Origin of the sequence: Cerasicoccus maritimus (assembly GCA_031296935.1) — a bacterium.
In the GTDB taxonomy this organism is placed as follows: Bacteria; Verrucomicrobiota; Verrucomicrobiia; order Opitutales; family Cerasicoccaceae; genus Cerasicoccus; species Cerasicoccus maritimus.
In genome coordinates this window covers 1-21,740 of sequence record JAVDPD010000007.1, presented here as the reverse complement: position 1 = coordinate 21,740, position 21,740 = coordinate 1, and the positions used below count along the sequence as shown (strand labels likewise).

Below are 21,740 nucleotides of genomic sequence, written 5' to 3'. Positions count from 1 at the left end.
TCACTTTGCAGGGCAAAGTTAACTCAACCCTCATACCACGCTTTTTGCATGCCGTCCTTCAGATCAATCCCGTTCATCAGCATCATCAGAGCTGTCGGCTTGATCGACAGCTTCTTCCCATCGCTGCCCAGCGGCCACGATAGTTTTCCTTGCTCGATCCGTTTGGCAAAAATCCACACGCCTGAACCATCCCAGTAAAGCAGCTTCAGGCGAGTCCGCGCCTTGTTACTGAAGGCGAAGATCGCCCCTTCTTTCGGGTTTTCTTTCAAGCGGTCACGAGCCACCGCCCACAGTCCATCGAACTGCTTGCGCATGTCCACCGGCTCCACCGCCACAAACACCCGAACCTGATTGGGCAACGTCAGCATCGCAGCGCCTTGGCCAAGGCCGATAACTCCGCTGCGGTGTCGCCACGCAGCAGCGTGCCATCGGGAAGATAGACTTCCAGCTTGCTCGAAGGAACTGGCAAGCGAAACTCGGCAAACTGCAACGACTCAGATTTAGCTGCCTTACTGCGTGGCTCCGGTGATTCAGCACGGCGCTTGAGATCATAACGCCAGCCGATCAGCGTATGGTAGTTCAAGCCCTCACGACGGGCGAACTCCACCAAGCTCAGGCTCGTTTCAAAACTCTCACGAGCCAGCCGTTCACGCTCAGATTTCGGACGATGACGACGACCACGGCTGTCGCGCACTACTCCGTCTGCGACCACTTCTACTTCGGGAATTTCCATCGACTACCAATATAGCACCGTCAACTGATCTACGGAAGGAGGACGCTCGGCAGGCGCTTACGTGCTTATTGTCTGATGTCAGTTAAAGGATTTAGATGCTTCGGGTGTTATTGGCCATGTGCTGTCCCATCGCAGGGGGGGGGCCTCCAGGGCAAAGCGATCCCAGAGCACGCCTCGGATCAGTATGAACAGCCTCGTGAGGTTGTGTGGCCAGCGGCTTACCCATGCCTGAAAGCGCAGCAGCATATAGAGCAACAGTGCGGTCCAAAGCTACCAACGGATGTTCGCCGAGGCCGGTTTGGTCGTACGGCAAGCTTCGTCGACGCTCTAGCCTTCACTTCCCCTCTATTGGCTTGCGGACTTAATCGGCCCGGAAACATTGCCTGATTTCTCAACGTAGACCACATTCGATGAAGTAACAATTGGCCTATCGGTGGCGGGAAGATCTTGAAATTGATTGCCGACGAGCTGAGCGCCGTTGACGCAGTTGAGGTAAATGGCGGCATAGGCCCCAGCGCCATTTTCGGTTCGTAGATCCGAATCCTTCCTCAAAGTGGATCGCAACTCTGCATCTTCGATCGGATTCAGGAACAGGTTATCTGCTATAAAAACATTTCTTGCGTTTCGAACGGAGATCCCCATGCCCCGCCATTGCTTGAAGGTGTTGCCAATAATTTTGATGTGGTTATTAGAATATTGATCGTTAACAGTGAAGGCGCGGAAATCGTTGCCCGCAGATACGTCCTTTAGCCGACGCGTATAGATACTGATATTTGCGGGATCGACGATCAGATGCTCGCGGTTCCGAGTGCAGTAATCAAAATTGTTATGGATGAAAGTGTTACCTTGAATCCATAGATGATTGGCGGGTGGACCTTCGGGCCAGGACGGCTCGTTAGCAGCGAAAATTGGCGACGAAGCGAGCCCCTCAAAGTGGTTGTTAAAAATCACACCGCCCTGCGCTTTGATATAGATTCCAAAGCGCATGCTGTCGGCAAAGTAAGAATCGCGAACGAAAAAACGCGCGGCCAGATCTTGATTGTAGACTACGGTTGATGTTGCGTCATCGCCTTTCTCCCAAGTGTCGATTCCATCAATCGGCCGAGAAAGCGTGGCGCGTCCTCTCTGGTAGCTTTTGACGATTGCATCACCGAGGATTGCACCAGTCTTTGGATTGAAAAACACGAGACGGTCTCCTGCTTTGATATAATCTTGCGGCGGAATTGCACTCGGTTGAAATTTTCTGTCTTTCTGGCGCTTGCCCAATCTGATCGCGAATGTATTGTCGTCGTTGTCTTTGTCTGGTATAACGAGCATCGTTAATCCGTAGGTATTCATGATGTCCTCACAAACTCCGACCAGCCTGGTGTCTTCGATCCAGACGCCTTCACGCCCCCGGCCATGAACGGCATCTGAGGTTGCGCCAAGCCATTCCCTGTCTTTGGGCTCAAAGCGACAGTTGAGGATATTAATCGCAGAGGTATTCCAGTTGCGTAATGCACCGCCACCGCAGGCAAGCGCGTTTATACCGCTCAGGGTAATGTTTTCCGACGAGCCTCTCGTGATTAAATAGATGACGCCCGCCAGCTTGTTCTTCACTAGCCATTTGTTGCCAGCTTTGATTGAGTTATTGGTACGGGTAACCGTATGTTCGAATACTTTTGGATCATCGGTTGCTCTGAGCTGCGGGGAACTGCTCCTTGCGCCAGGGTAATGTGGCCAAGAGCCTTCCGCCAGTCGACCTGGAATCTGGGGATTATAGGAGTAGCCATTTGCTTTGCCGTTCGGCCGAATGTCGTTAAGAGGATGCGCTGAGTTTTCATCCATCCGAAAAGTGACTGTCTGATTGCCATTGGTTTGCGGACCCACATGGCTGATTTCTCCAATGGCGTAAGGAGGGGCTACATCATCAACGGTCAAATCGGCGAAAACGATATTCTGGCAATCGTTAGTAGAGAAAAGAATCGTATCTTGTCGCTGCTGCTCGGGAAATTCTGTGAGCATGGTAGCTCCGTTCCCATCGAAGATTATACGTTTGGCGTTGACTAGCTTGAATGCTTCAGAATCCCGGCCGTCAGTTTCGGAGCCAATCTTATAAGTCGCGCCCGCTTTCAACCGCACGCCAACGTAATCCTCTCCGCTTTGCATCAGTTGGGCAGTTTTGAATGATTGCCGAATTGCGCTTAAGGAATCGCCGTCTGTCACTGGAACATCGACCCAATTTTCCACTGGAACGTCCACAACCTGCAACGGATTCTCAGGCTCAATGACATCAAGGTAACCGTCAGCCCCTCGATGAACCCGTAACGGAGCGCGGCGCGGAGCCCACTCAATGACAGTAAAGCCTAAGTCCGGAGGCGAGGCTTCTTCGCCAAGATTGAAGGAAATATTGATCGATGATCCTTTGGCCACGTAACCAAGATTAGTCGACAGGCTCGCACGGCCCTCTGGTTGATCAGCCAATCGGATGAGACGAAGCGGCTCATTATCATCAATGGATATGGCCACGTCCATAGGCTCTCCGATGCTATTGACCCAGCCGTCATGCAATGCGTAATAGCCGCTGTTCGGCACTTGGAATGATAGTTTCGAATGGCGATCTACGGTCCAGTTTTCGATCACGTTCACTGTGTTTTCAGCAGTTTCGTTGAATGGAAATACAGAAACTGGAATCTGCGTAGTGGTCCGTACGTTATAGTCGATTTGTAGGACATTGGGAGTGACTTGGCCGCTCTTCGTGATGAGCAATAAGTCAATATGATCGCCGCTGTCGAGATAGCCAAGAAAGACGTCGAACTCAATCTCATCGCCGCGATCAAGCTGAGTCATCACTACGGTATCCTGGCTTCTTGCATAACCGCCTTTTCGATGGACGATTAGTTCAAAGTCAATCGGTGCAGCAATGGCCTGCTCGACCCCCAAAACACTGTCAACAATCTCATAAAAGCCGCCTTGACCTTCAGGAACCGTGAAGCTCGAAATAATCTGTGGAACAGTCGGTGTTCGGACTTGGTTCGCAATCTCGTCGCTAGCTTGGACCTCAGGCACCAATCCAGCCAGCAGCAAGATTACCATAGCTGTTGAGGTTGCAATATCCCTTACATGTTTGCCTAACTGAAAATAAGGAAGCCTGAAAAAGAAAAGCACTCGGAAGTGTTGAGAAAAAGGCATGATCATTTCTGAAATCTGAGGGGCTAATGGCATCTATGGTCGTTGTACACCCAATGCTGCCGACTAAGGGATTATTCGTTTCGCGATTGATCTGCGGCCAACGCGAAGCGTAATCATTGGCTTGAAATTAAAAAAACTCTCTGGCCAAAACCGGCCACTTATTCTGAGGTCACCACGATTTCGTCGAAGTATCCTGTCTTGTTGCCTTGAATGCATATGAGATCAAACTGATCAAAGTCCTTATCTATAGCACTCGTCAAAAGTTCTCCGTTAACATATGCCGACAGCTCACCAGATGACTTTTTCCATCGAAATTCAACTTTGGCAAACCCCAACCACTCACTAGTGTCATACCTCGCATCGTCCTGATTTCTATTTTCTGCGACAACCGCATAGCCAGTTACAGGATGCCCGGACTCATCAGATCGCGATAATTTCTCACCTTGCTGATAATCGCTCCATTTGGGATCGGTGACATCTGAAATATCCAGTTTCTGAATCAAAACGAGACCCTCACCGCCAAACTGATTGACCAATGCCGCGTTTATATTGATTCCATAGCCCTTATTAGCGTCGGAATTTAAAAGGAAAATAGTTTGCCCCCGAGAATACTCCGTTGAGAGAACATTAAACGTTAAGGTCCACCCTTTATTGGGAGAGCGCTTAAGCTCACGTGTTATAACGCTGTTGTTCAATGCCATAAAGGGCGCGTGATCGTAATCAGGTCGGATATCTTCCAATGGTGCTGGTGTAAGGAGTATCTCTTCTTGAACCATAGGCCGCCCTCCAATTTCTTGATGCCAAGCATCCCGGATTTCGAGGTCGTCCGCGTAGTCCATAGAATCTTCAAAAATAATTCTATTTGCGCTGAGCAAGCATGTGCTGAGCGCAGCAAAACAAATTATATAATTTCTTGAGTGCATTGATATTCGATTAGAGGGATAAACTTTATAAATGGAAATGACATTAGTCTACGCTTACCGCGCGCCAACGATTGGGAGTTCCGTTTACTTCCCAGGGTTCGAGCGATTCAACGTGTCCATCTGCGAAGCAGAAATTCATAACTTGCCCGTGATAGGCATCGCCATTCTCGAATCTTGGCCAGTTCTGAGCGTCGACACCACCATACCACCCAGTGATCCATGCATAGCTTGGCTTAAATTGTTGCTGCCCAAGAATCGTCTCTCCGCTTTTAGTCGTAAACCACTCAGTGAATAGAACTGTGTTAGTGGGATTACTCAACTCGTTCAACCGGCGAGAAAAATCGTTACGAATCATCCCTCGCCCGTCTAGCTCCCCGTTTGCTCCATCTCGGTGCGGCGCACTTGCAGCGTATGAACGAGCAAAACTATTTTCACCTAACTTAAGATCGCGTGGGTCAGCGGGGCACTTCAGGCATGCTGCTGGTGTTTCTTTGCCTTGATGATCCAAAAAAGGAATCAACCTTGCATCCCAAGACGCCTCATCATTGCTCAGAGGGTAAGCACCGCCGTTACCTTGCACGTATGACATCGTGGCTAGGCCAAGTTGACGCATGTTACTCGTGCACTGTGCAGTATGAGCATACTGTCTCACCCTCGTGACAACAGTCATAAGAATGGCACCTAAGATTGCAACGATCGTAATCACCGCAAGAAGTTCAATTAAAGTGAATCCATGTAGTGCTTTCCTGCTCTTGTTCAGTCTGGAATTAAGGGGTGTTTTCATGTTTTCTCTCGGTGGAGGGTCAAGAGTGCATCATGAGGCGATAGTGAGCCAAAATTGATTGCAAAAAGACAAAGGGGGTTGGGATATAAAAACTATATTTATAGATTCAATATGTCTCATTTCGGAATGTTGACAATTAAATCAGTATGCAGCAAGCTGCGTGCATGTCTAAAATACCTAGCATTCGAGAAATTGCGGTCGCTTGCGGTTACCATAATACAACAGTGTCTCGCGCACTAAGAAATAAGCCAAACATCCCTGAGGCAACGAAGATTCAAATCCTGAAAGTAGCAAAAGAAATGGGGTGGCGGCCAAATCCAATGGCTTCAGCTTACCTAGCTCATCGATATGCAACCCGTGAACCTTCGTTTCGGGCTATAATTGCCTGGATTATACCTTATGAACACACATCCGACATGAACCGGTTTCACGAGCTTGGAATACATGGAGCTACGAAGCGCGCCTCTGCGTTGGGTTATTCGCTTGAGAAAATATGGCTACGAGATATAGACTTTAATGGTAAACGACTGCATCAGGTGCTAAAAGCGCGGGGAATTCCAGGGCTGATTTTCAATAACCGGGGTGGAGCCGAAAAGACATTTGCTACCTTTGACTGGGAAGCATTTGCGATTGCGACCTGGGCCGTCAAAATGCATCAGCCACATTTACACCTCGCATCATATCATCATGCTCATGGCATCCGGCTGGCGCTTGAGAAATTGTTTGAATTCGGCTACAAGCGAATTGCGATGATGCTCTCCGAGGAAACAGATCGGTGGGCGGAGAACGCATTCTACCAGACTTTTTTCTACGTGGAGAAGCACAGTCCCCCAGATATATGGATGCGGTCCTATCGCTATTCCTCGACCAGCATCGACAACGCTCCCCAGCGTAAGCGCATTGCAGAATGGATTTTACGCAATAAACCAGAGGTCATCCTCGGACAGGGCATCGTCTGGGAAGCACTACAGGATCTGGGTTGGCGCATTCCCGAGGATGTCGCGTTTGTCTCGCCATACTGGTCGAAGGAGTGGCCGGAAATTGGAGGGGTTAATCAGCAGCCGGACGTCATCGGCGCAAATGCAGTCGATCTCGTCGCGACACAGCTGCTACAGAATGAACGCGGAGTTCCTGAAGTCCCTAAGATGCTATTAAATGAGGGTGCCTGGGTCGATGCAAAGAGCATACCGCCACGCAGTGATCAAAAAAAGGAACGGCCTGGTTCAGCAAGAACCAGGCGCGCCCGATCGCAAAAAAGCGAGTTACTGTTTAAGGATGAGAAAGGACTCAGGTCTTAACAACCAGCTTAGCCGCGGCGTTTTTTCCAGTTGACCAATCCAAGGAGGCCGATGCAGGAGATGCCGACAATCAAAGCTGTTGTCGAAGGCTCAGGGACCGTGGTTACGCTGATGCTGTCGAAGTAAGCCGAAGTATTGCCCCGAATGTAGATCCGACTAAAGCTATTGAAGTCGGTGTCTGTGATCGTCGTCTGTTCCACTCCATCAGCAAATGCTGTGAGTGCGCCGCTGGAGCTATCCCAAGTGAGTGTCACTTCTAACATATCTTGCCAATTGGCGGTGTCGTAGGTGGCATTGTTTTGATTGTTGTCTGGCGCATTTGTGACCTCATATCCAGTAACAGGATTTCCGCTATTTCCTCCGCTGGCAAGTTGAGTGCCATTTCCAAAAGAACTCCAATTGGTCGCTGAGTTGTTGTCGAATTTCCTAATGGAAACGAAGCCCTCGCCTCCAAACTGATTAACAAGAGCGGTTTGATAGCCGACTCCATATCCCTCAGTGCCTGAAGCGTTAAGTAAGAAGATGGACTGACCTCGAGAGTAGCTGGTGGAGAGCACCAAAAAACTTAATGTCCAGTCGCCAGTCACCGTTTGGCTCAAGTCGCGATATCTAACGCCATTGCCTAAAGACATAGAACTTCCGCTCGCTGGCGTCGGAGTGAATCCTGACAAAGGAGTGGGACTAAACGTTAGTTGAGTCGCGAGGGTTGGTGTAGCATCAAAGCCATTGGAATAGGCAGACTGTAGGGCAGCTGTATCCACGTAGTCCATATTATCGCTGAATACCGTAAGCTGAGCATCAAGCTGCGGAGCAAGAAGCAACGTCACGAGGCAAAAAGCACTAGTCGCCGGTAGCAACTTCTCTGGTAGGTTATTATTCACATTAATCGATAGTTTTGATGAAACGAACTTTTTCATGGGGGTGTTTATTGGTTAACAGATTACGTGTTTCGGCGCATGTTTTATTTAAAAGTTGAGCACTCTACAACCATTTAGCCATGCAGCGAGCTGCACACTCGCCACCAAGGCCGTTTTCATGGATTAATCAGTCACTGCCCTTCGCACCTGCTGGCTCGCTGCTCAATATTGCATTACCCGGTAATTATCCGCTGGGAAATGAATTTCAATATATTGTTCAACGGTCGAAGAACTTGGATGATCGAAATGGTATTCGGCTATCGTTAAGCTAGACCACTGCTCCAAGTTTAATGAGAAACGCACCCACTCAACTTTCAGATTCGATGCCCGCATAAGTGCTCAATTGACTATCTCTGAGTCGTTTTGTCCCGAATATGGAAGGTTGGAGAGCGGAGAAGCTGTTCATGGCGTATTCTACTTTGGCCCGACAGGCAATTGGCATGCCGTAGTCTATCGTTGGCCTGTAGGCCACTTCGATTAACAGACTGTTTCCCGCACAGCAGATCATCTTTGTTGTTTTTCGATGTTCGCAGAGCGCGCGTATAGGACTGTGAGGGCTCCGCGATGATGCTTTTGAGTCATTTAGTGGTATTGAGGTAGGCTCATGCTGGGCGATGAAACATCGCGAAGCGGTCGAGGTTGTAGGTGAGGTTGGTGAGCGCGGTTTCGAATCGACATCGTTGTTTACCGATGCGCCTGAAGCGGTCGCCGCCGAGCTGAGCGATGCGCCCAAAGGTGTGTTCGACACGGGCGCGGATGCGGCTCTTTTTCTTGTTGTTGCCTTTCTGAGTCTGTGTCAGTGGATAGTCTGCGTTGCCTTTTTCGCAGATACTGGCGAGCATGGCGAAGCGCTTCAGGATGGCGCGGATAGCTGGTCCAACGTAAGCGCTGTCAGCCCACAATACCGCGTCGCGGTCGCTTTCGCGCAGCAGTTCTTCAACGGGCTGCGAGTCGTGCACGGCGGCATCGGTCACGGTGAAGGTCTCGATAAACTTACTGGCTGCATCGACCTTCACGTGGTTCTTGTAGCCGTAATAGGACTGGTTGTTCTTCTTAGTCCAACGCGCGTCGAGGTCTTTCTGACACTGGCGTCGCGGATTCTTGGCAATACGCTCAGGCACCTCACCGCGCTTGATCTGTTCGTTCTCGTGACGGCCGTTGCGCTGCTTCGGAGCTTCGACGAAACTGGCATCGATGATCTTGCCGCAGCTGGCAATCAGCCCCAACTCGCGAAGCTTTGCATTGAAGAGTTCGAACACCGCCAGCATGCCGTCGGCACCCAAGCGTTCCTTGAATGACCAGATCGTCGCGTGGTCGGGCGCGCCGTCGCCGGGACGCAAACCCAGGAAGCGCAAAAAGCTGAAACGATCTATGATCTGGAACTCCGTTTCCTCGTCGGACAGGTCGAAAAAGCGTTGCAAGACAAGCACCTTGAGCATCAACACCGGACACCACGGCGGCCTCCCGCCCTTCTTCTGATCCCCGTAAGCCAAATGCTCTTCGAGCACCGGACGAAACAAATCCCAGTCGATCACCGCCAACCGATCCAAGCTGCTCTTACGCTGCGAAGCGGTGTCCACATGCGACAAAATATCGAACAAATTACTTTGAACACTCCCAGTTTTTACACGCATATCCAAAAATATTAGGACACAGTAGAGGAGTCGAGGTTAATCGAAGTGGCCTGTAGGTTCATTTTTCGAACTGATCGACGTAATGGGTATTGTCTCTCCATGCCTATACAGGTAAAGTGCCAGTGGTTTTGATCACTGGTCAATAAAACGACATGATAACCTAAATGAAATTACCCCCCATGACTCCTTACCTCAAAGAATGGTCTCGAAAAGGATTTAGTCTCATCGAGCTTCTGGTCTGCGTAGCAATTTCGGGCATACTCCTTTCCCTTCTCGTGCTAGCGGTTGGGAGCGTTCGCACCTCAGCGAAAAATAGCGCATGTGTATCAAATTTACGGCAGATTGGCGTCGGCATATCTCTCTACATGTCGGATAACGAAAATGAGCTTCCTGGCCCTCTTTGGTCGGGCCAGGGGCCTTGGTTTAATTCCTATGACGCTCGCTATTTACCAGTCCTGCTACAGTCGTATTTGGACGTGCAAACGCAGCCGCTAGGCTGGAATTACGCGGAAATCTTCAGCTGCCCGGCTTGCATGGAAGCTCTACCCGACCCAGAATCCCGCGATGGCAAAAACTACTGGATGAACCAGAAAATCATCATTGATGGAATACATGTTAACCCGTGGGGATACCGTAATTCCAGCGGCTCAATTGATAAAACGCCATCGACTGCCTTCAGGCTGACAAACGCCCCAGCCGACACATACCTTATGGTGGATCTGGATGCTGATTTCTTCGCAGATGTGGTTACAACTGGATGGAGGAGTGAGATAGCAACAGAACCTGTCCACAAGAGCCATCGAAACGCCTTATTCCTAGATATGCACGTTGGCCCAATGAGCCTGGATCAAAAAGAAAAGTAATCACGAGCAGTCCAAGCACTTTTCCATGAAACACGAATCAGATAATGTGTAGTAGCCACTATCTGATCTGACAGATCGTGCCGCCTAGTCGATTAAATTGTCAGGCTATTTTTGTTTGCTTGTCCTTTTTGTTGAGGTCATCGACTTTATGTTTCCACAAGGGGATTGCATCGATCCATGTCCGCCAAGGCGTTCGACCTCAACACATTTTGCCTTGGTGGGTGCGTTCGTGATCGTAGAAGCGCAAACTCGCTGCTCGCGTTACTTAGCAGCGCCTTCTCCACTCAGTCACCTGAGTCGGGTGGATCGGATAGCGCTTCGCGATCTCATGCAAAGGCTCCTGTTCACGCAGCGTCTCAAGCGCTACTATGCTCTTAAACTCCGAGGTAAATTTACGTCTCTTCTTCATGGGTTGCTAGACTTTAACTGGTGATAGCAACCTGTCCAACATAGCGGGACCAGCTCAAAATCAAGGTCGAAACCTAAGCGTTCCGGTGCTGGATCTAAGCGTTTCATCACCAGACCGCAACGGTCCAGCTCCGAACCTAAGCGTTCCAGGACAAAACTTGAGCGATCCAGCGAGAAACCTGCTTGGTCCAGAAGAAAACCAAAGCTGACTAGGTAGAGTTAGGGTCAAATTTTTAGCAGCCGCCTTGAAGTTGAGCCGATTGAGCGAAAAACCAACGCCGCTGGTGCGGAAAAGCACTCGGCTCGACGAAACTCATTTAGCCTCGATTCAGAAGCCAAAATTTAACCTCTCGAATACGTATCGCCAACTTGATCAGCCTTTTTTAGGCGCCTCATTAGAACGGGATAGGTCACACCGTTTATATCGAACACCTCCCCAATGCAAAATACCCGCAACAACAAAGATAAATAGACTGATGTAGAAGATCGCGAGGTGCCCAGCCAAACTGTTGGGCAACAGGAGCAACAGAAGCGCACCAACCCCAATAGCTGCGATAAACCTGGAAAGTATCACATACTGCCTGTAATCAATGTCGGATCGACCAACCTCCTGCTCAAAGTCGACGGGCTTTTTCATGAGTTTAAAAAACGCATCGATCTCCTGCTGCTCGCCTGAAGAAACATAGCGAGAAAACAGCAAACTGACTATCGTGCCTAATAGGCCAAACAGGAAGATCCACAACGCGCGGTCTTGAATTAACCACACGTTATCCCAGATGCGCTCATCGAGAACTGACCAGATCGACGGAGCAACAGAGAATCCAAATATAACAAAATACGACCACTTGGGAAGACGCTTAAACCAGAGCCCCATAAGCATCGGCAATCCTAGCGGAATACCGATGATCGAGCCGATGATTAAATATGCGTCAAACAAAGGGAAATCTCTTTGCCACGAAAATAGCAGCGAATAGCCAACGATGAGTAGACCAAATAGAATCGATAGCAGGTGACACATTCGCATTTCGGTCTGATCAGATAGTGGAGCGGTGTGCCCCAGAAGCTTCCGCAATCGTGGAATTAAATTATTTGCGACAATGCCCACCTGGCCATTCAAACCAGTGTCCATACTGCTCATGGTTGCGGCAAACATTCCAGCCAACATAATGCCCATTAGACCATTCGGCAATAATCGCTGAGCGATGAAGGCATAACTACTATCGGCCCCATAGCCACTTCCATCGCCCATAATTTCCTGACCATACAAGATTCGCGCCGCCATTGGTGGCAAAAACCAAATACAGCTACCAAGCGCCATGAGCCAAAAACTAAACCATGCAGAGCGCCTTGCCTCCCTCCCATCTTTAGCAACGATAAAACGACCCGCAGCAGACAAGCTCAATTGGACGTAAATCTGCATGAAAAAAATAGCAACGGCCCATTTGATCGTGAATCGATTGTTCTCGAAATGCCCAATGGGATTGAATAACGCGAAATCTGCCTTGATCTGAGGATCTTGTAACCCTTCCCTAAAGCCATCAATGCCGCCTAACTCCCTCCAGGATAAAAACGCCACCAGTGACGTGATTGCAAGCATCATAACGCCCTGGACGAAGTCTGTCGCCATGACCGCCCACTTCCCTCCAGTCGTAGAGTAAAACATGACGATCATCCCGATGACCACGATCGTTGGCGTTAGCGGAAAGCCAAATACCGTACTCGTAAATATAGCCAGTGCCCATAGCTGGATTGCCGCAGCTATGGGATTTAGGAAGACCCCTGAGTAAACGGTAAATTGTTCCACTGCGACTCCGAAACGTTGACGAATGACGTCCGCCACGGTGCGTGCTCGCGTTTGCCGAAACCAGGCTGCCAGAAATAAACCGCAAATGAGATAAGCTACGCAGTTCGATGCGTAAATCACCAGCAGAGAAGGACCGCCAAGAAAGGCCGCCGAGGCATTCCCAGTAAAGGTAAACGCGCTGATGCCGGACATCAGCGTGCTCATACCCACCAGCCACCACGTCCCCTTCGCCCCGCTGACAACGAAGTCACTCAAGTTGCGATTGTACTTGGCAAACACACCGCCAAGACAAAGCAAAGCCAGCATATATGCACCCAGTGATACGTATTCGATGTCCATAAGACACCCTCCCAGAATTGTGAATTATTCGGGTAATACTCAGGAGCCAATAACGGCTAGACCGCTACGGCATGTATTACAGTCCTACTTCTGGTAGAACTCAAACTCGTCAAAGTCTGCAACGACCTCCACAGCATTCCACGAATGCACCCACAAGCGTACGAAGGCCGTATTTTCTGGGGCGATTGCGGATAAATCATACTGCTCCCAAGAACCGATTGTGCCCTTCACCACAGCAACGAAAGTCAATCCAGTTTCGCGGGTAGTAAGCAAAGTACCGTAATCGTCGAGATATTGAATATATACGCCGACACTTTCACGTGGCCCATCAACAATACTCGCCCAAAACGATACATAAAATTCGTCACCTTGCTTCGCCGGAAACTCTTGCGAGTAGAGAGAAGAGCCAGTATCCTTCGTGTTATCAGTAACTCTAATCCCATTTTTTCCTGCATACGCAGCCTCCTTGCTAATTTTGCTTAGACCATCATCCTTTTCTGTCCAAAAAGACATGCCATCTTCAAAACCAGGGTTTTGAAGCAAGTTTGTTTCTGCGGACAAGGTGAGCGCGAGTGAAAATGCAGCAATAAGCGAGAGAGTTAACTTTGATATGAACATAGTCATCTGGAGTTAGGGGTTAACGCGTGATTTAAAAAGTATACGGAATAAGAAAATTTGCGGTTTGAGAAGCCACCAAGGCATTTACCAGTAAAGTGAAAGGGCTAACTTACCGTGACTTTACTGGTAAGGCTATGCACACCTTTTACCATGCCAATCCATCGCTTAAAACTCGAGAACACTTCGAAAAACCTCCCATGAGCGAGACGAGAACGCTTTTTAGCATTAGGCGTAATCGGGCAACCCTATACCTCCATTAAAACCATGAAATCCATATTCGTATGCCTACCGCTATCGGTATTATGCCTATCCCTAACCTCAATCAACGCACAAGAATACTCAGACCTTTGGGGAGTCGATGGCGAGAAATGGGCCACGCATGACCGACTGCCAGACTTCTCTTATGCCGGCTATGCATTCGGCGAAGCGCCAATTCCTGATTTCGAAGTCGTAGCCAACGTAAAAGACTTTGGCGCGACTGGTGATGGCCAAACCGACGACACCAAGGCTTTTATCGACGCCATTGAATCCACTGAAAACGGCGCACTATTCGTACCTGAAGGACGCTATGTAATCTCAGATATTCTTTGGATCAAAAAGCCTAACTTCGTAATGCGTGGTGAAGGTCCGGACAAAACTACTCTTTTCTTAAACAAGCCTCTACAAGAAATAAAACCCCATGCCAGCAAACGGGCAAATGGAGAACCCGTTTCCGAATACTCCTGGTCGGGGGGCTTTTTGTGGATGAAAGGTCGCTATTTGGAAACTTTCATCACCAATATTTCCCAGTCCTCAAAACGAGGCGAGCGTACCCTAACAGTCGAAAATGGCAACGCCCTAAAGCCAGGGCAGGTCATCATGATCGAGCAGCGTGAATTGAATCCATCTTCCCTGCTCAAGCATGTATACTCAGGAGACACCGGTAATGTGAAGGCGATTAAAAAAGTCAGAGTTCCAATGCTGGCAAGAATCGCTTCAATTGACGGCAATCAAGTAACGCTCGACCGCAATCTTCGCTACGACATTCAGCCTCAATGGTCTCCCCGTATCCTCATCTTTTCCTCATCATTATACAACAGCGGCATTGAATCACTCACCTGCGAGTTTCCCAACACTCCATACCTTGGCCACTTCTCTGAACAAGGCTGGAACGCAATTGAAATCGCCGCGGCGATGAACTGTTGGGTAAAGGACGTAGCAATTATAAACGCCGATAGTGGAATTTTCATAGGTGGGTATAATGTGACCATTGAAGGCGTGCTTTTTACATCTGATCGAGACAGTCACCTTGGTTTCACGGGCCATCACGCAATAACCGTTGGCAGAGATTGCTTAGTGCAAAACTTCGATATCCAAACACGCTTTATACATGACATCACGATGAGTGCATTTGCTGCGGGCAACGTAATAAAAGGTGGCAAGGGCATCGACCTGACGCTCGACCACCATCGCCGTGGCCCAAACCACAATTTGTTTACGAATCTAGATCTCGGAGCAGGAACCAACCCATGGCTGTCAGGAGGCGGCTTGGGCTTGGGCAAACACACCGCTGGCAATAGCGTCTTCTGGAATTTGAAGTCAGATTTCCCAGTCAATATGCCCGCCCCTGGCTTTGGCCCTGCCACCCTTGCCTTCGTGGGTTTTCATTCATCAGACCCCACACAAAAAGACCCCGGCAGTCGTTGGGTTGAAACAATATGGCCAGACAATTTACAACCAGTAGATTTGCACCAAGCGCAATTGGAAAAGCGCCTTAGCCAGGAAGCGCCAGAAAAGTAGAAGTTCGAGCGCTAAGACCGCCAAAGCTTTACTGATAAAAAGGCACACGCCTTGTTGATCGAGTTCCAAAATAATAGAAAAAGCGCACCCCCGAGTTCTATGATCTGTAACCCTATCAACCTCAAAATCCCGTGCTTAAAAAATACCTCATCGCAGTGCATATCATTGCGCTATGCGCAAATCAAACTATAGCCGCGCAAAAGAACGATTCTTTCGAGAATTATAGCGTTGGAGAATTTGTTAGCCAAGGCTCCTGGATTGTTCAATACATCAACCAGTCCTCCACCGCCAGTATCTCAACAGCGGAATCGCGTACTGGCTCACAGTCACTTCATCTCTATGACGGCAGCACCGATGATCGCCCTGTTGCCTTTTTCGACTCAGCACATTCACCTCAGAGTGGACGATTAGATTTCTCGGTTAAAGCTGCGAGCAATGTACTGTGGCGCTTAGACGTTTCAAATAAGAGCTCCTCTACATTTAACTTCTCATTAACTGGGCAAGGTGGCTCAAGTGGATTAATCAAAATCCTTGATGGAAATAGCAACCTGCTGACGTCAATCAACAACAATACCGCTGGCTATAGCGACATCACCTGGAACGACTTCAGCGTTGTATTTGATAATGCAGCAAAGAAGATCGCCGTCTATCTCAACGGGGCATCGACGCCAATACTGACAAGCAGCGACAATAGCGTCGATTGGGTCATTGGACGAGTAAATTTCTCCGTAGGCTACAATAGCGGAACTGGCCAATCTGTCTATTATGATGACGTTTCTCTCAACTTCAGCGAAGATGGTGAATTACTCGAAAGCTTTGAAACGTTGGACATTGGTGCATTGGATGGACAAGGAAACTGGAGCACCCAACAAACAAATGGCTCCTCAGCAGCCGACGTATCTAGCGACACAGCAGACTTAGGGCAACAGTCACTTCAACTCTACGATGGAAGCAAAACAAATCGGCCGATAGCCAGCATAGACGCCGGCTACAACATCTACCAAGGCGTGCTGCAATTTTCGGTTCAGCCAACTGGCTCAGACCTGTGGCGGGTTGACTGCATGGACAGTAACTCAAGTTCATTCAACTTCAGCATAATTGGCCAAGGCAATCCCACACTGGGAATACAAATAAACGATGGCAACGGTCAAACACTAGATTCAATCAGCACATCGACAGCAGGCTATGACCCTTACAATTGGAATCGTTTCACTTTACACTTCGACCAGGTTTCGGGTGACGCTTCACTATACTTGAATGATTCGCCAACTGCCTTGCTGAGTCTAAGCAACTCCACCGCAAATCTCTCCATTGGAAAATTAATTTGCTCGGTCGGCTATAACAGCGGAAAAGGACAGGAAGTCTACTTCGATGACATCAGCATTCAATCCACAGAAGAACTCACGAGCGAGGGCATGGGACAGTCGCTCTTTCCAGAGGAGTTGAAAAATTATCTACTAGACTTCAGCTCAGGCAACTGGAGCTACTATGATTTGGACAGTGGATCAACAGCAACCATCACCCCTTCCCCCAACTCATCAGGTATCAACTTACAAATTGAAGACAATAGTTCAAGCACCCGCCCCCGCGCCTTGTATGACTTTGGAACCACGATTGCGAATGGCCGACTCTCTTTCGCTGTAACCGAATCCAGCAGCAGCTCCTTCAGTGACGTGTGGCGCATAGATTTCCATCCCCCTTCCAGCGGCTCGTTTAACTTTAGCCTCATTGGCCAAGGAAATGGCGCGATGACTATATCCACCCCTAGTCTTGGGACGCTCGATAGCATCAACGCTTTGGAAAATACCGGCTACTACGTCAATGGCACAAATTATATCGACGTTACCGTAAACGAAGTTAGCGGCACAATCGCAATATATTTGAATGGCAATCCACAGCCCATTCTTCAATCGACCAATGCTTCGGCAAACTGGAGTTTTGGCGAGGCAACGTTCTCCACTGGCTACGGATCAGGCATGGGCCACGGCGCAACTTGGGACAGCATCTGGGTGCTCAATTATGATTACCAAGTGGATTTTGAATCACAGACGCTCGGCAATTACACGCTGACCAATGTCAGTGAGGACTTCCCCAACACAACCTTTACCAATCTCAATGGTCTAGCCCCCTCAGAAAGCGTTGCTTCCCGTGCGTCGATAGTCGACCAGGGAGACAGTCGAGTGCTCGAGGTTTCGCATCCCACCGACGGTGTCGGCTTAAACGGAAACGCAGGCATCAGTTTCGAGGTAGCCCTACCTGAAAGAATGGAATACTACTTTGCATACAATATCGAATTTAAAGACAACGGCATGGGGTTCTTTGATTGGATAAAGGGCGGCAAGCTGCCCGGCTTCGCTGGAGGCTCCCATCCAAGCGGCGGCAACTATAGCGAGGATGGCTTCTCGTCACGCTACATGTGGACCTACGGTGGGAGCATGATCTTATACGCATATTGGATCGATCAGAATGGAACGCAAATAGATGGAATGCATTATGGTGAAAACATCGACATGGACTTCGCCTTTGAAGCAGACAAACGCTATGAGATTGTTCAGCGCGTCAAGATGAATACACCTGGCCTATATGATGGCGCCATACAGACGTGGATAAATGGTAAGCTCTGCCACGAAAATCTAGCCATGCGCTTTCGCAAAAGTGGAGCCACTTGGATGATTGATCAGTTCTACTTTGTTATGTTTTACGGAGGCAACAATTCGACTTGGGCACCACCAAACGACAATACTACGTTTTTTGACAACATACGTATTTGGCATCCATAGGATCCGGGGGCACAAGCCAGTCAACCTGAGTTCTGGGTTGACTGGCCATGTTCAATAAATCAGAATATAATCTATGCAGAAGCGTGCTACCATGCAAGACATTGCCGACATGGCAGGAGTCTCCCGCATGACGGTTTCACTTGCCCTTCGCAATCAATCCGGCGTATCCGAAGAAACACGCAAGCGCATCCGAAAAATAGCGCTGAAGCTAGATTATCATCCAGACGCGATGCTGGCGTCACTATCAGCTTACAGACGCGTCATTAAGCCACCAGCATACACTGGCACCCTAGGCTGGATTACCATGGAGTCCAACAAGGACGAGTGGAAACATGGCTGGTCTGGAAAACTCCGGATGCACCAAGGCGCCTACGAACGAGCCAATAAACTCGGCTATAAACTGGATGAGTTTTGGTTTAACAAAGATGAGATGACCGCCCAACGATTCAGTTCGATTCTAAAGGCGCGCAACATAAGAGGCCTAATCTTTCTTAGCACACCGGGACCGGGCAAGAAGCTCGACATGAACTGGAGTCAATTCTCATGCGTTGGTTTGGGCTACACGCTCTCTGAACCGCAATTTCATGCGATCAATGATGACTCGGGATTCGCAGTTAATATCGCCTTGCGTAAACTAAAGGAGAGCGGCCATAAAAAAATCGGCATGACACTCTCCGCCGTCGCGCACGAAAAAGTTATGGAAGATTGGATCGGTAGTTACTACCAATCCATGCACCGGATGTTTCCAGGAACCAAGTTTCGCATACTCACTAAGGATCGAATTTACAAAGAGGACTTCCTTAAATGGTTAGATAAGAACCAACCAGATTCACTGATATCGCACGCACCTGAGCTGGTAGTCCGCTGGCTAAATGAAGAGGGCTACAAGGTTCCCGGCGACATCAGCCTGACTGGAGTCGGCGTCGAGCCGGATCAGAGATTTGCGGGTGTTACTCAGAACAGCTTAGGCATAGGTCAAAGTGCTGTCGACGCGCTGGTTGGCATGATTCATCGAGACGAAGTTGGCGTGCCAGAATCCCCATTAAGAATTTTGCTGGAGGGGCACTGGATGGATGGCAACACTATCGCACGTCGGCAGTAGCCCATCAAAGACCTTTACTGGTAAATCCCGCAGGGCGTTGATTCAACAGTGTTAATTAACAATATTAGCATACTCACAGTACCAATACCTCCAAACCCAATATACTCATGAAATCACATCTATTCCTCCTATCCTTGAGCTGCTTCTTCACCAGCTCACTCGGTCTGCAAGCAGCAATCGTCTACTCAGAAAATTTCGATTCGCTGTCACTGGGGAGTATTGACGGACAAGACGGCTGGAGCGTCATTAATTTAAACGGAACCTCTGCCGCCGACGTCTCAAATACCGAAGCGCAGAGTGGCTCACAATCTCTCTTCATGTTGGATGATGACGCCACCAATCGCCCCTCTGCCATCAGTGATTTTGGCACTGATGTAAACAATGGCTCCTTCGACTTCTACGTTTTCCCTACCAGCAATAACCTTTGGCGCATTGATTTCACTAACTCAGGCGGCGGATCATTTAACTTCAGCATCCTTGCTCAAGGCGGCAGTGGAAACATCCGAATACAGCGCCAAGACACATCAGAGGCAGGATCCATTGCAGCTTCCTCCACTAGCTATGCCACCAATACCTGGAACCACTTCAATATTCAAGTCGACGATGCCAGTGGCTCGGGAATTGTCACACTGAATGGCACTGAGATCCTAAACATTTCCGACCCTACCGTCACCTGGTCTATCGGACGTGGACTTTTCTCACTTGGATATAATGGTGGCACTGGAATCAGCACCTATTACGATACCCTAACACTAGCGACCGTTCCCGAACCGGGCCAGTATGCCATGATCGTTTCGCTCTTCAGCTTCGCAGTTGTGGGCATCATCCGACGAAAGAATACACGGAAATAGCGGTACCGATATCCGATTCACAACGAAGCCTCAGAAAAACAACTGAGGCTTTTTTACTGCCTGAAATAGCCAAAGCAAATCCACAACGGCCATCGTTCTGTGCTGCCAAGTAGTGGTGTCGTGATGCGAGCGAACTCGCCCCAGAGATCACATGAAGTTGCCGGGTCCAGCCTTTGCTCAACTCGGTAACTTCATATTATCTTTAGAAGTTCATTGGTAAGGCCTCTTCAAGCCCAACACAGTATGGCAGAAAGAAGTCCCGCTGTCTCTCGCACCAATTTTGCATGCGTTGACGCGCTTCATACAATTCTCTGAGTGAAGAACTATCGAATGCCAAATTGTTCATTTCTCCAGGATCAAGATCGAGGTCAAAGAGCTGTTCCCTCGCATCGCCGTGAGAATAGACTATGTACTTGTAATTCCTAAATCGGCACATTCTTCCATAGACTCCATCGCTCTGCCCATATTTAGAATGTAAGTCCGTTTGCGAAAAAATGGCATCGCGATCAACTTCACCCAGATAAAGATCACGAAGGCTCAATCCATCATGACAATCTGAAAGTGGAACTTCTGCATAATCGGCAATCGTGGCAAAAACATCTGTCGCAGTTTGCGCCAGTTGACTGCATACTTGCGATGCTTTAAGCTCTGGATCAACTAGAATTAGTGGCACTTTGGCCGTCTCTTCGTAATGAAGCGTCTTCTGATTCCACTGATGCGAAGCACGGCCATCTCCGTGGTCGCTGGTAAAAATAATGACTGTTCTGCGTGCGTTATCAACACCAGACAAAGCTTCCAGTAGCTTCGCCATTTCACGATCAACCAATTCCACCAAACGATCATATCCCCAGAGATACTGACGCCAACGCTCCTCAGTCCAATTCTCGCTCGGATATGTACCTCGCATCGAACGCTTGTGCTTGCGCACTATAGCTGGCTCGTGAGGCTCAATTGAGAAATTCACAGGCACATCTGGGCATTTCCTCGAACTCGGTGGATCGAGTATCAGACCGTTCCAAAGATCGATGGCTTCCCCCTCAAAACCACCATCCAACTTTCTAGCCCACTCACAGATATCATGAGGGTTATTGTAGGAAGCCACAAGGAAATACGGCTTCGTAGAGGGTTGGCGTAAAAATGCGAGACAAACCTCACTAACCTTTTCATCCTGAAACACACGATCGCTCTCCGCCATAAAGTCAAAGCCATGCCAATCAGCATCCTCTGTCGACCTGGGTATATGCCACTTACCCACATAGCCAGTTCGGTAGCCACCTTGCTTTAGGAGGCTGCCAATGCTGTCCCCGTAGAATTCTGCATCATCCACGTTATAGGTAATGCCTGTTTGGTGAGAGTGCAGACCAGTAATCATCGAAGTGCGGGAAGGAACGCAAATTGGATTTCCACAGTAAGCCTGATCGAAGCGAATGCCAGACTCAACCAAATGGTCCATTGTCGGCGTGTGTAACGAGCACCCATGCAAACAACCAATGTGATCTGCGCATTGCTGGTCCGTCATTATCCAGACGATATTAGGTAGGCTATCTATATCTCTCAAAACGTAAATTTATAGTAGATACAATTGAGCTAACTGACGAACGGATGAAGCCTTTTGATATTTTACCAGTAAAGAGCACTTCGATTAACCTCGACAGGCTGCTAGTGTCCCGCGAGTTAAATTCGCTAAATAATTGGCTTCCTTCCTGCTTATCTTCGCTCATGCCAAAAGGACGACC

At 48.9% G+C, this 21,740-nt stretch carries 18 protein-coding genes; 6 read left to right on the top strand and 12 right to left on the bottom strand.

What is annotated here, in order from left to right; translation table 11 throughout:
* Positions 1-23: 23 nt before the first annotated feature.
* From tnpB to RBB62_RS06425, 5 genes are all read right to left on the bottom strand, one after another.
* On the bottom strand, positions 24-368 hold the full coding sequence (gene tnpB, locus RBB62_RS06450) for an IS66 family insertion sequence element accessory protein TnpB (RefSeq protein ID WP_309397917.1): 345 nt from the start codon (positions 366-368) through the stop codon (positions 24-26).
* Complete coding sequence (locus RBB62_RS06445) at positions 362-733, bottom strand: transposase (RefSeq protein WP_309397916.1); 372 nt, start codon at positions 731-733, stop codon at positions 362-364. The genes tnpB and RBB62_RS06445 overlap by 7 nt, the downstream gene beginning before the upstream one ends.
* 345 nt (positions 734-1,078) lie before the next feature.
* Positions 1,079-3,910 carry a right-handed parallel beta-helix repeat-containing protein gene (locus RBB62_RS06435; RefSeq protein ID WP_309397915.1) on the bottom strand — a complete coding sequence of 944 codons (2,832 nt, stop codon included), beginning with the start codon at positions 3,908-3,910 and terminating at the stop codon, positions 1,079-1,081.
* 152 nt (positions 3,911-4,062) lie between these two features.
* Entirely contained in the window at positions 4,063-4,743 is a 681-nt protein-coding gene (locus RBB62_RS06430; RefSeq protein WP_309397914.1) for a hypothetical protein, read from the bottom strand.
* A 127-nt stretch (positions 4,744-4,870) separates the two neighbouring features.
* On the bottom strand, positions 4,871-5,611 hold the full coding sequence (locus RBB62_RS06425) for a DUF1559 family PulG-like putative transporter (RefSeq protein ID WP_309397913.1): 741 nt from the start codon (positions 5,609-5,611) through the stop codon (positions 4,871-4,873).
* Positions 5,612-5,775: 164 nt separating this feature from the next.
* On the opposite strand from RBB62_RS06425, the gene RBB62_RS06420 reads away from it, so the two are divergent.
* Positions 5,776-6,909: a LacI family DNA-binding transcriptional regulator gene (locus RBB62_RS06420; RefSeq protein ID WP_309397912.1), complete on the top strand. Its 1,134-nt coding sequence runs from the start codon at positions 5,776-5,778 to the stop codon at positions 6,907-6,909.
* An 8-nt stretch (positions 6,910-6,917) separates the two neighbouring features.
* On the opposite strand, the gene RBB62_RS06415 is transcribed toward RBB62_RS06420, so the two are convergent.
* Both RBB62_RS06415 and RBB62_RS06410 read right to left on the bottom strand, forming a co-directional pair.
* Positions 6,918-7,826: a PEP-CTERM sorting domain-containing protein gene (locus tag RBB62_RS06415; RefSeq protein ID WP_309397911.1), complete on the bottom strand. Its 909-nt coding sequence runs from the start codon at positions 7,824-7,826 to the stop codon at positions 6,918-6,920.
* A gap of 602 nt (positions 7,827-8,428) precedes the next feature.
* Positions 8,429-9,460, bottom strand: a complete 1,032-nt coding sequence (locus tag RBB62_RS06410) for an IS5 family transposase (RefSeq protein ID WP_309397910.1) — start codon at positions 9,458-9,460, stop codon at positions 8,429-8,431.
* A 164-nt stretch (positions 9,461-9,624) separates the two neighbouring features.
* Between RBB62_RS06410 and RBB62_RS06405 the strand changes: the two genes are divergently transcribed.
* Positions 9,625-10,323 (top strand): type II secretion system protein, encoded by a 699-nt coding sequence (locus RBB62_RS06405; RefSeq protein ID WP_309397909.1) that lies wholly within the window; start codon positions 9,625-9,627, stop codon positions 10,321-10,323.
* 265 nt (positions 10,324-10,588) lie between these two features.
* Here the strand turns inward: RBB62_RS06405 and RBB62_RS06400 are convergent, their stop codons facing one another.
* The 3 genes from RBB62_RS06400 to RBB62_RS06390 all read right to left on the bottom strand — a co-directional run bounded on the left by RBB62_RS06400 (position 10,589) and on the right by RBB62_RS06390 (position 13,492).
* Positions 10,589-10,732 carry a transposase gene (locus RBB62_RS06400; protein WP_309397908.1) on the bottom strand — a complete coding sequence of 48 codons (144 nt, stop codon included), beginning with the start codon at positions 10,730-10,732 and terminating at the stop codon, positions 10,589-10,591.
* A 372-nt stretch (positions 10,733-11,104) separates the two neighbouring features.
* Entirely contained in the window at positions 11,105-12,874 is a 1,770-nt protein-coding gene (locus tag RBB62_RS06395; RefSeq protein WP_309397907.1) for a sodium:solute symporter family protein, read from the bottom strand.
* Between the two features lie 84 nt (positions 12,875-12,958).
* Positions 12,959-13,492, bottom strand: a complete 534-nt coding sequence (locus tag RBB62_RS06390; RefSeq protein WP_309397906.1) for a carbohydrate binding domain-containing protein — start codon at positions 13,490-13,492, stop codon at positions 12,959-12,961.
* 264 nt (positions 13,493-13,756) lie between these two features.
* Here RBB62_RS06390 and RBB62_RS06385 point away from each other — a divergent pair, with 264 nt between their 5' ends.
* The 4 genes from RBB62_RS06385 to RBB62_RS06370 all read left to right on the top strand — a co-directional run bounded on the left by RBB62_RS06385 (position 13,757) and on the right by RBB62_RS06370 (position 20,004).
* Positions 13,757-15,271: a glycosyl hydrolase family 28-related protein gene (locus tag RBB62_RS06385; RefSeq protein WP_309397905.1), complete on the top strand. Its 1,515-nt coding sequence runs from the start codon at positions 13,757-13,759 to the stop codon at positions 15,269-15,271.
* Between the two features lie 131 nt (positions 15,272-15,402).
* Complete coding sequence (locus RBB62_RS06380) at positions 15,403-18,051, top strand: polysaccharide lyase (protein ID WP_309397904.1); 2,649 nt, start codon at positions 15,403-15,405, stop codon at positions 18,049-18,051.
* A 91-nt stretch (positions 18,052-18,142) separates the two neighbouring features.
* A complete protein-coding gene (locus RBB62_RS06375) occupies positions 18,143-19,153 on the top strand; it encodes a LacI family DNA-binding transcriptional regulator (protein ID WP_309397903.1) in 1,011 nt (336 codons plus the stop codon).
* A 107-nt stretch (positions 19,154-19,260) separates the two neighbouring features.
* Positions 19,261-20,004, top strand: coding sequence for a LamG-like jellyroll fold domain-containing protein (locus RBB62_RS06370; protein ID WP_309397902.1), 744 nt, complete (start codon positions 19,261-19,263; stop codon positions 20,002-20,004).
* A gap of 202 nt (positions 20,005-20,206) precedes the next feature.
* Here the strand turns inward: RBB62_RS06370 and RBB62_RS06365 are convergent, their stop codons facing one another.
* On the bottom strand, positions 20,207-21,562 hold the full coding sequence (locus RBB62_RS06365; protein ID WP_309397901.1) for a sulfatase family protein: 1,356 nt from the start codon (positions 21,560-21,562) through the stop codon (positions 20,207-20,209).
* A partial coding sequence (locus RBB62_RS06360) for a hypothetical protein (protein ID WP_309397900.1) occupies positions 21,546-21,740 on the bottom strand: 195 nt, incomplete at its 5' end. The genes RBB62_RS06365 and RBB62_RS06360, both read right to left, overlap by 17 nt.